Here is a 9,563-nt window from a genome sequence, read left to right on the forward strand (position 1 = left end):
ATTATTTATCCATATTTAGTTGACATCTTTCTTTAAGATCGGAAAATTCAAAGCTATAAGTAGATATAGCAAGGTAATAATCACATACTTGTTTACATTCTTCATATAAACCTACCTCAAAATAGCCATTGGCTAAGAGAAGAGTTACACCAAAATTATAAGGATCTACTTCAAGAGCAAGTTTAGCTTCAACAATCGCTTCTTCAACCTGTCCATTAAATATCAGCAACTCAATATATTTTTGGCGTAGATTCATGTTGCCCCAATTTGCATCAACAAAGCTTTTAAGAAGCTGAATTATTCGGCTTATATCTTGTGATGCTTCTCGTAGTATCTTATGAAGAATTAAACTTTCTCGCAAATTTTTTATTTGAGTTAAATAACGTACTGCAATATAAATAAAAACTACATTTCCCCAAGATGCTATTCCCAAAAAAATACTTAAAAAAAACTCAGCAGCAGTTTCATCTCCTCCAAGCATTCCGAAGATATTTAATATTATTCTTAGAGTAACTAACAATACAAAGAAACTAGCTAGCATAATAAAAATCCCAGCAAAAGTTTTTAAACGATTTTCCTTTTCTTGACCCACATAAAAAATAATTAACCCTCCTAATGACATGGCAAAGTGGAAGATGTTTGGTAAGCCTGCTAAAGTAGCATATATCCAAAAACGTATCCACTTTTTTTTGAGTTCTGCTCGTTCTTTTTTTTCCCAAGTAGGAAGAGAAGTTTTTGACTTAAAATCTTTATCAGGGATATATTTAGTAACAGCTGAGTTCGACCATTCTTTTAATTCATATAAAAGAGCATTAGCAGAGGCAGTACGATTAACCAATTCTTTTTCTAATAGATGAAAAAGAATATACTCAAAATCAGGATTGATTTCTTCTAATACTTCACTGGGAGGTTGGGGAATACTAAGCAATATATTTTTTGATAAATCTTGTTCTGTATCTCCTTCAAATGGCTTGATACCTGTCAGTAAACTGTAAGTACAAACACCCAATGCCCACAAATCTGATTGTTCACAAGGTCGCCCTCTCAATTGTTCGGGTGCCATATAATGATATGTACCAGCTACACGCTTAATAGTTTGAATTCCTTCTGCCATGCGACTAATACCAAAATCTACTAATACAAATCTTCGATTTTGTTTGTCACCTGTAACTAAAATATTACTCAATTTTATATCTCGGTGAATTATATTATTAGCATGAGCATGAACTAAAGCATCTGCTATTTGAGTAAGAAAAGTTATTACTTCTGTTGTTGAAAGTTTTCCCCTTTCTTCTAAATATGACTGAATAGTAATTCCGTCAATATATTCCGTAACTAAAATAAGTTTTCCTTCATGTATAAAGTAATCTTTGAGATTGACAATATTTGGATGATTTAACCTAGACAATAAGTCAGGTTCAACTAATAGCGAATCAATATTTCCAGTATTATCAATTATTTTGACTGCAACAATTTCATCAGGTTTTTCTTTATGATAACCTTGATAAACAATGCCATGAGCACCTCGTCCAATTTCCTCTAAAAGAACATATTGATTTAAAGGAATATTCATGGTTGATATTCTTCTATCTTGAGTATTATTCATCAAAAAACTCCGTTACCATATCTCCAATTGAAGCTTCAATAAAAAGAGCGTCTCGATCTGGATGATCGATTCTAATTACATTATCTGTTTTCAACCCTCCTACATTTTTCCTAATCAAAACTTCTAAAACAATTACATTAGCAATTGTAATTCTGTCTCTTGCTTGTAAACTATAAGGCTGATTTTCTGAAATAACTTTTCCATTTAATTTAGTATGTCCTCTGCTTTTATCAAAAACAAAATACTCTGTATCAATTTGCTGTATTTCTAAATGCCTACGACTAATTTGAAGACTTTTTTTATCTGAGCCAGGAACTCTTATAATTACATCGTTACCTTCACTAGGAGATAATCCTTGTTTGCGTCGTTGTCTACCAATTGTAATGGTTTTTAGCCCATAAGGTGCTTGATAAGCATAAGGAGTTCCTAAAATTCGCAGGTATAATAAATTTGTTGAAGTTGGAAAATTATTACTCATTCCAGGAAGTGATTCTACTGTTATCGAACCACCTCCAGAATTTATTTGTGCCTGTATAATTTTCCGTAATTCAACAGTTTCTTTATATACTGGCATTGACTCGGAAATTGATTTTAGTAATCCATTTGTAATCGTTAGAGCTTTTGCTAATTCCCCTCGTTGAGCAAATTGACGTGCTTCATCTAAAGACGATTTTGCCTCGTATATTTTTTGTGTACGTTTTGCTTGAAAATCATCGTACTCTTTTTGAAGTGTATTTCTGTAGTTTATAATTATTCGATATTGAATAAATCCAGAGATAAAAATCATTAAAAAGAAAATCAAGGTTGAAGGCAAATATAAAAATTCATTTCTTTCCCATTCAAATACTGTAATCTTTAAATCAGGAGACCAATAAGTTATTTTTAATGACAACCATCCTAATGAATTGTAGTTTTCAATTGCTATCCAGAAAGAATTGAAATTTTGTCTTTTGAAATCACGCTTTTCATCAAATTCCGAATAATCAAAATAGATAGTTTGATCTACTTTTTTTGATAATCCTGAATTCTCAATGAAACTCCTAATGATTTGTTCTTTTTCTAATGATTGTCGTGTCAAGATAACTTTCACTGAACTGGGTGAAATTTCAGATTTTTGTCGCCAATATCTATTGTTTTTATCTTGAAAGTCAAGAAGAGACTGATTTACCCATTGAGTGAGAACTTTATTAGGATTGGGATTGAATAAAGTAAAATGAAAAATGGAAGTAACTGATAAAACAACAATACCTGAAAAGATACTTAATTTCCGGAAATAGGGAGGAACAGCATTTTCAGGTGGTCGTTCTATTTCTTTTTCTTCTTCTGGATTTAATGTACTTTCTGAATCATCATTAAGATTTGTCTTATCTAAATTAGTTTTTGGGACTATGTTTAATATAGTGATTCCAATTTGAAAAAAATCAAGAGTTAATTCACTGTTATGCTTGAGTAACAACTCTTCATAATTGAAATTGATAAAATAAAAACCATCTGGTTTTCTGATTAAACTTCCTAGAGTATTTACTTCTCTAAATTTTGAAAATCTGACAACTTCATTAGTATTTGTACCAACGTTAACTTTCCCTTTGGGCACGATTATGTATCTCCTTACTTCTTCTCCATTAGAGTCATGTTGAATAAGTACTCCTGGAGATAATGAATCGTTTTTATTGTGTTCAAATAAAAAAGACAAAGAAGAACCTAACTGAACTCTTGCTCCTAAAAAAAGTTGAGTTCGATCGTGAATCTTTTTGCCGTCAACATATGTACCATTAATAGATTTTCTATCCTCAATCCAATATTCATTAGTCTTTAAATTATAAGAAATAGCAGCGTGTAAATTACTGACTTGATGAGAATCATCATCAATTCAAAAACCACAAGTTGGCGATCGCCCGATAATAGCCCAATCTTTAAAAACACAATGAACTTCGTTGTTGCTCCCTTTCAAGGGGAAAATAATTCTATCTTCTTGAATAAAATCTATTTTTTCTTCAAGTTCAGAACGTTCTCTCTCAGCTTCTTCTAACTCTCTTTGATAATTTAATTTATGAGTAGGATTTGGTTCAGTAGCAATAGCTTTTCTTAAGCCACGAATTTTTGTAGACAATACTTCCCATTGTTCTTGAAGCTCAGTATGTTTATCCATAAAAGTAATACCTGGTTTTAATATCTAGTCAAATTGTTGTTCAATTTTCTCAATTTTTGATTCAATTTCATCAAGTTCCCTCTGGGTTTGTTCTATATCTGCATCTCGCTGAAGTTGCACAATAGGATTAACTTCAGTAATACGACTACTACGTAACATAAAGATTTTCTTTCTTAAGTCATCGTAATGCACTTGCAATTCACTTAATTCTTGCTCTAAGCGACAACGTTTACCAAATGTCAAACGATTGGAGGGACGTTTAGAGCTAATCTCCATTTGAACTAATTTACCTAATTCAGTCCAAGCTTCCCTTAAGACTTTAGTAGAAATCAGAAAAGCAGCCTTCGTATTTTCTCTTTTTGTCTCTGCTGCTACTGCCATACCCACTACTCCAGCTAATTGCTCATCCCACACAGGCGCACCACTAAATCCTTTCTCCACTTGATAACCAGATACTTTGACATCTTCTATCTGTAGCCAGTTTTTTCCAGTCAAATCTCGTAATATCCCAGATACCCAAATCCCATCATTATGACCTTTGGGAAAACCAAAAATTCTGATTGGATGCTGCTCTATAAAACTGATACAAAGAGTCACATAACGTGACAAATTGATGTTTACTTCCTGCTTCCACTGAGGCCGTCGGCGGTTACTCATCCACAGGCATTCACGGTCGAACCGACCGCATCTCTCAAATTAATACTGGCGTTTAAATCTCTGTCTATTGACAAGCCACATTCTGGACAGTCATAAGTCCTTACATTTAAGGGCATATCTTGAACATGACCACAATTCGAGCAAGTTTTTGATGATGGAAAAAACCTATCAACTATTACTAACTCAGAACCGTACCACTGTGTTTTATATTCTAGTTGACGCCTGAATTCATAAAATCCTTGGTCTGCTATTGATTTCGCTAGTTTACGGTTAGCTAACATTCCACTAACGTTTAAATCTTCTATGACAATGGTGCCGTGGTTTTTGGCTAAGTATGTTGTCAATTTATGAAGTGTGTCTTTACGGATGTTAGCTATCTTTCTATGTAGCTTGGCAATTTTGAGTTGTATTTTTCGCCAATTAGCTGAACCAATTTCTTTATTCCGGTTTAGATATTGTAGTTGAGAAAGTTTGGCTTCAAACCGGCGATATGACTTGACACTTTCAAAGACTTTTCCATCACTTAAAGTTGCTAATGTTTTAATGCCTAAATCTACACCTACAACTTCAGTAGTTTTTGGTGTTGGATCAGGAGTAAATTCATAACCCAAACTTAAGTACCAATCACCTGCGTGTCTACTAATAGTTATTTTTTGAGTAGTTGCTTCAATTGGTTCATAGGTTTTGACAATACCAATAAAAGGTAATTTATGATTCCATCCATTTAATTCTATTGGTTTTCCAGAATTATCAATTGTAAATGAATCAGACCTACCTTTCTTCTTAAATTTTGGGTATTTTCCTAATCCTTTAAAGAACCTTTTGAATGCTTCACCTAAGTTGATGAAAGCATATTGGTAAACCTTAGATGACAAGTTTTTCATCCAAGAATATAAAGGCTTTGTGTGGTTAGTAAAAACCTCTCTGAGCTTACGAATATTTGGCTTGTAACCATCAAGATATGCAGCATTCCATAAACTTAAACCCCAGTTATAAACCCATCTTGAATAACCTGCGTGTTGAGCCAAGAGGGTTTTCTGCTGGTTATTTAGTTTGAGCTTTGTACGAATTGACTTGTACATATTTTTAGCTCTTTTTTGAGTTGACGACTGTATTTTCAATGGTCAGATATAACTAGCGTATTATACTGCTTTATAACGTTAGTTGTCAACTAAGTCAAAGCTCCATCGACTATTATAGTTTGGTTACTATCTATTTTATACCAACGTTATCATCATCATTAGACATCTCCAAAAAAGAGGTAGTAGGCAGTAGGCAGTAGGCAGTAGGGATAAATAATTGATAATTTATGTGTGAGAATTGATTTTATTTTTAATTTCCGGAGATGTCTATTATTAGAAGCTATTCGAGGAGTATATCTTAAGTAAGAAGCTTGAAATACTGAATTTTCCGAGAATTTTCCGATTGGTTTTAATCATTCTATCCGGCGATCGCTAACTTTATCTATCATTATCTAACAATATTTTTATCTATCAATAATTTGATAAATTAGGTCAATAAAACTAATCTAGTTATCACGAAAATTATCTAATACAAATTAAAGTTGCTATAATTGCTAAAATCTATAAATTACAACTTTTTATTTTTTTTCCTTCTGCCAAAATAAGCTATGACAAATTATCAATATCAAGTCGGTGGATGTTTACCAATTGATTCTCCCACCTATATTAAACGTCAAGCAGATTTAGAATTATATCGTGGATTAAAAGCTGGAGAATTTTGTTATGTTCTTAATTCTCGACAGATGGGTAAGTCTAGTTTGCGAATACAAACTATGGAAGTTTTACAAATGGAAGGAATTATTTGTGCTGGTATCGATCTAAGTGCAATTGGTAATTTAGATATTACTCCTGAACAGTGGTATGCAAGTGTAATTGACAGTATTATTAGTAGTTTGGATTTATACGATCGCTTTGATTTAACAAGTTGGTGGTTTGAGCATAATAATTTATCTTATGGGCAGCGTTTTAGTAAATTTATTCAATTGATTATTCTCAAGTTAATTCCTCAAAATATTATAATTTTTATCGATGAAATTGATAGTATTCTTAGTTTAAAATTTCGAGTAGATGATTTTTTTACGGTGATTCGTTCTTGTTACGATAAAAGGGGGCAAAATCAAGAATATAAACGCTTAACTTTTTCTTTTTTCGGTGTAGCTACTCCTGCCGATCTAATTCAAGATAAAGTGCGGAGTCCATTTAATATTGGTCGTGGAATAGAATTAACTGGTTTTAGTTTCAAAGAAGCTCAACCTTTAGTAACAGGATTAACTACAAAATCTACTAATCCTCAAGCAACATTACAAGCTATATTAAATTGGACTGGAGGACAACCTTTTCTGACTCAAAAGTTGTGTCAACTTACCCTAAAATCTGATTCTTCTATTCCGAATAATAAGGAAAAAGAATGGGTAGAAGATTTTGTCCGAACCACGATAATAGATAATTGGGAAAGTCAGGATGAACCACAACATTTACGGACGATTCGAGACCGTATTTTATTAAGCGATCGATGCCAGAAGTTGTTATTACTATATCAAAAAATTTATCAGACAAAAGAAGTAAAGGTTAATCAGAGTTCAGAACAATTAGAATTAAGATTAACTGGATTAGTTGTGCAGCATCGAGGTAAGTTAAAAGTTTATAACCATATTTATGAAGCAATTTTTAATCGAAATTGGATCGATCATGTTTTGGCAGAAGTAGGAATAGTAAAAGATGGTAATTATCCTCTCAATTCCAATGAAAATTTATCAATGAATCGGCAGGAATATCGGAATTGCAAAATATTGTTGAACAAGGTAAAAAATTATTGGGTGAAAGGTGTTTTAGAGACTTCTTTGCACGGAAAAGTATTAATTGAACTAGGATTAGAAGAACGAAAAAATGCGGTAAATCGTCCTTGGGGTTTAGTTTGGCAAGATTTAGAAAGTCCGCAACAAGAATTACCACCAGGTACTCGAATTATTGATAAATTTGATGAGTTAGGTGTAGGGAGAACTTTATTGATTTTGGGTGAACCAGGTTCGGGAAAAACTACAACTTTATTAGAATTAGCGCGAGATTTAATTAATAGAACTGAAGCTAATCTAACTCAATCAATACCTGTTGTTTTTAACCTATCTTCTTGGGAGGGAAAAAAACAGGCGATCGCTGATTGGTTAGTTCTTGAATTACATACTAAATATCAAGTTTCTCAACAGATTGGCAAAATTTGGATACAAGAACAAAGGTTAATTTTACTACTTGATGGTTTAGATGAAGTGAGTAGGGAAAAACGAGAAGATTGTGTGAATGCTTTGAATTATTTTTGTCAAGAATATGGGCAAACAGAAATAGTAGTTTGTAGTCGTATTCGTGACTATGAAGCTCTTTCAAGTAATTTGATATTTCAAGCAGCTATCTATTTACAGCCTTTAAGTTTAGAGCAAATTCAAGGGTATTTAAAAAATGCAGGTTCAGAATTAGCAGCAGTAAGTAAGGCATTAGAATATGATGTGAAATTACAAGAATTTGCCCGGTATCCTCTAATTTTAAGTATTATGAGTTTGGCTTATCAAGGAATATCTATTGAAGAATTACCTAGTCGCAGTAATACTGAACTGAGAGAACATTTATTTAATGCTTATATCGAGCGAATGTTTAAGCGTCGATCTGTTAGTGTTCTCTATTCTCAGGAGAAAGTAAAAAAATGGCTAAGTTGGTTAGCAAAGCAAATGGTAAGAGAGTCAGAAACTGTGTTTTTAATTGAACGAATGCAACCCTATTGGCTAGATAATTTAACTCAAAAGAGGATATATAGTATTTTAAATAGGTCAATTATAGGATTGATTCTTAGTATAGTTGTAGGGTTATGCTTATGGAGAGTATTTTTTTATGATGTTAGGTTAATTATCTATTCTTTAATATCTGGATTAATTTATGGGTTAATATCTGGATTTATTTTAGAAATAAACTCTAAATTTAAGTTGAGTTCAGGTTTAAAGTCGGGAATTATATCTGGGATAATATATGCACTAATTATCTGGTTAACTGGTTGGAATTTTGATGCCGGAAGCCATTTATTTGTTAAAATTAGTGACCTAGTTTTTATTATATTATTTGTAGCTATGGTTTTTGGAAATATTTTTGCTAAGAGTGAGATAATTAATCCAGTAAGTACTATTAAATGGTCATGGAAGCAAGGAGGTCATTATTCAGTTGTAGGTATGGTTTTCGGATTACTTATGGGTTTACTGGTCAACTTTGTTTCGTTTTTTTTCCTAAATTTAATGCTAGTTAATTCCATAATTTATGGATTAGTTTTTGTGATAGGAATATCAACAATTTTTGGATTAATTGGTGGCTTTGAAAAAGGGGGGGAATTAGGAAAATCTGAAAATCCTAATCAGGGAATATGGCTTTCAGTATATAATGCAACGCTTTTGTTTCTGATTGTGGGAATTATTGGTAGTCTATTGATTGGATTAATGGATTATGGTTTAGGGTTACTTAATTATCCTTATAACTATAGTTCTTTCAATCATACTTTGATTTTAATTATAGTTTATTCAATAAGTTTTGGTTTGAGTGGTAGCTTAGTTGGAGGAAATAATTCTGGCTTGACTTGTATTCGACATTTAAGTTTGCGCCTCATACTTTTTTGGAATCATTATATTCCTTGGAACTATGCTCGTTTTCTTGACTATGCAACCCAGTTAATATTTTTACAAAAAGTTGGAGGTGGCTACATTTTTATTCATAGATTATTGTTAGAACATTTTGCCAGAATGCTATGAAGAAAGTTTGAGTTTTTAGGGCTTAGGTTTTAGGGATTAGACGAAAATACTAAATTATTAAATAAGGAATTAAGATTCAATGTTTGTAGGGCGGGTATCTTGCCCGCGACTGGTGTACTAAAGTGGAATCTGCTGTATCAAATAAGGAATTAGGGTTTGCTGAAAAAGTCTTATGGGTGAGGGTAGGAAACAGGAGACAACCCACCCCTAACCCCTCCGATGGAGGGCAGGGCTGTTTCATTCTCGATAGACACGGAGACACACCAGACACACCAGACACGGGGATAGAGGCTTTTAAACGGCGTTGAACCAAATATTCTCTCAGAGCTTAAAGACGCGTACTTTGCGCT

7 protein-coding genes and 1 pseudogene are annotated in these 9,563 nt (G+C 32.7%); 2 read left to right on the top strand and 6 right to left on the bottom strand.

The window, feature by feature from the left end; all coding sequences use genetic code 11:
• Position 1: 1 nt before the first annotated feature.
• The 6 genes and pseudogenes from F6K54_RS11380 to F6K54_RS11400 all read right to left on the bottom strand — a co-directional run bounded on the left by F6K54_RS11380 (position 2) and on the right by F6K54_RS11400 (position 5,494).
• Positions 2 to 1,606 carry a serine/threonine-protein kinase gene (locus F6K54_RS11380; protein WP_293077492.1) on the bottom strand — a complete coding sequence of 535 codons (1,605 nt, stop codon included), beginning with the start codon at positions 1,604 to 1,606 and terminating at the stop codon, positions 2 to 4.
• Positions 1,599 to 3,299 (bottom strand): FHA domain-containing protein, encoded by a 1,701-nt coding sequence (locus F6K54_RS11385; RefSeq protein WP_293077494.1) that lies wholly within the window; start codon positions 3,297 to 3,299, stop codon positions 1,599 to 1,601. Before F6K54_RS11385 ends, F6K54_RS11380 begins: the two co-directional genes overlap by 8 nt.
• 18 nt (positions 3,300 to 3,317) lie before the next feature.
• Positions 3,318 to 3,476 (bottom strand): annotated as a pseudogene (locus F6K54_RS42820) (FHA domain-containing protein); the annotation flags it as partial.
• Positions 3,477 to 3,755, bottom strand: a complete 279-nt coding sequence (locus F6K54_RS11390; protein WP_293077496.1) for a hypothetical protein — start codon at positions 3,753 to 3,755, stop codon at positions 3,477 to 3,479.
• A gap of 24 nt (positions 3,756 to 3,779) precedes the next feature.
• Positions 3,780 to 4,412, bottom strand: a complete 633-nt coding sequence (locus F6K54_RS11395; protein ID WP_293077498.1) for a hypothetical protein — start codon at positions 4,410 to 4,412, stop codon at positions 3,780 to 3,782.
• On the bottom strand, positions 4,409 to 5,494 hold the full coding sequence (locus tag F6K54_RS11400) for an RNA-guided endonuclease TnpB family protein (protein ID WP_293077500.1): 1,086 nt from the start codon (positions 5,492 to 5,494) through the stop codon (positions 4,409 to 4,411). The genes F6K54_RS11395 and F6K54_RS11400 overlap by 4 nt, the downstream gene beginning before the upstream one ends.
• A gap of 548 nt (positions 5,495 to 6,042) precedes the next feature.
• Between F6K54_RS11400 and F6K54_RS11405 the strand changes: the two genes are divergently transcribed.
• On the top strand, positions 6,043 to 9,213 hold the full coding sequence (locus F6K54_RS11405; RefSeq protein WP_293077502.1) for an AAA-like domain-containing protein: 3,171 nt from the start codon (positions 6,043 to 6,045) through the stop codon (positions 9,211 to 9,213).
• A gap of 122 nt (positions 9,214 to 9,335) precedes the next feature.
• Positions 9,336 to 9,521, top strand: coding sequence for a hypothetical protein (locus tag F6K54_RS11410; RefSeq protein ID WP_293077504.1), 186 nt, complete (start codon positions 9,336 to 9,338; stop codon positions 9,519 to 9,521).
• The last annotated feature ends 42 nt before the right edge of the window (positions 9,522 to 9,563 follow it).

This window comes from Okeania sp. SIO3B5, assembly GCF_010692555.1.
In the GTDB taxonomy this organism is placed as follows: Bacteria; Cyanobacteriota; Cyanobacteriia; order Cyanobacteriales; family Microcoleaceae; genus Okeania.